Here is a 234-nt window from a genome sequence, read left to right on the forward strand (position 1 = left end):
TGACCAGTGTGAACTGGTTTTCTTTGGGGTTGCCAAAAGTTCAATCGGAACCGGGGCGGGCCGCTATCTCATGGACAAAGCGTTATCAATCGCCTGGACACATCCCATCGAACGACTTTGGGTCCATACCTGTCATTTTGATCATCCGAACGCATTGCCGTTCTATCAGCGATCCGGCTTCAAGCCATATGCTTTCATGATCGAGGTAACAGACGATCCCAGGCTGATGGGTGT

The 234-nt window shown here is 50.9% G+C and carries 1 protein-coding gene; it reads left to right on the top strand.

Translation table 11 applies throughout. From position 1 onward, the window contains the following. A partial coding sequence (locus AF337_RS40465) for a GNAT family N-acetyltransferase (RefSeq protein ID WP_152971093.1) occupies nucleotides 1–234 on the top strand: 234 nt, incomplete at both ends.

The sequence above is a fragment of the Rhizobium ecuadorense genome (assembly GCF_001187535.1).
GTDB lineage: Bacteria > Pseudomonadota > Alphaproteobacteria > Rhizobiales > Rhizobiaceae > Rhizobium > Rhizobium ecuadorense.